This is a genomic window from Dietzia massiliensis, assembly GCF_018390595.1.
Lineage (GTDB): Bacteria > Actinomycetota > Actinomycetes > Mycobacteriales > Mycobacteriaceae > Dietzia > Dietzia massiliensis.
Map to the genome: position 1 here is coordinate 1 of NZ_JAHBAV010000287.1, position 377 is coordinate 377.

1 pseudogene is annotated in these 377 nt (G+C 66.6%); it reads left to right on the plus strand.

Annotation, left to right across the window (positions count from 1 at the left end):
• Window positions 1–377 (plus strand): annotated as a pseudogene (locus KHA85_RS17240) (ISL3 family transposase); the annotation flags it as partial.

The following is a 377-nucleotide window of genomic DNA, read 5'->3' on the forward strand; positions in this document are numbered from 1 at the left end:
GATCGATCGCACCAGCGTGTCCGCGGTGGCCAAGGCCCTCGGGCTGGGGTGGGATTTGGTCAATGACCTGGCGGTATCGGAGGTTCGCTCCATGGTCTACGAGCAGCCCGGACACTTCGACGGCGTCCGCGTTCTCGGGGTCGATGAGCACAAGTGGAAGTACGTCCGCGGCGACAGTTCCTTCTTCGTTCGTCACCGTCCTGGTCGACCTGACCCCGGTCGTGGACGGCACCGGACCATCGCGGCTGCTGGACATGGTCCCCGGGCGCTCGGCGAAGGTCCTCACCGAGTGGCTCGACGGCCGCGACCAGGCTTTTCGAGACCGGGTCAAGGTTGTCACGATGGATGGGTTCGCCGGCTACCACACCGCCGCCGCC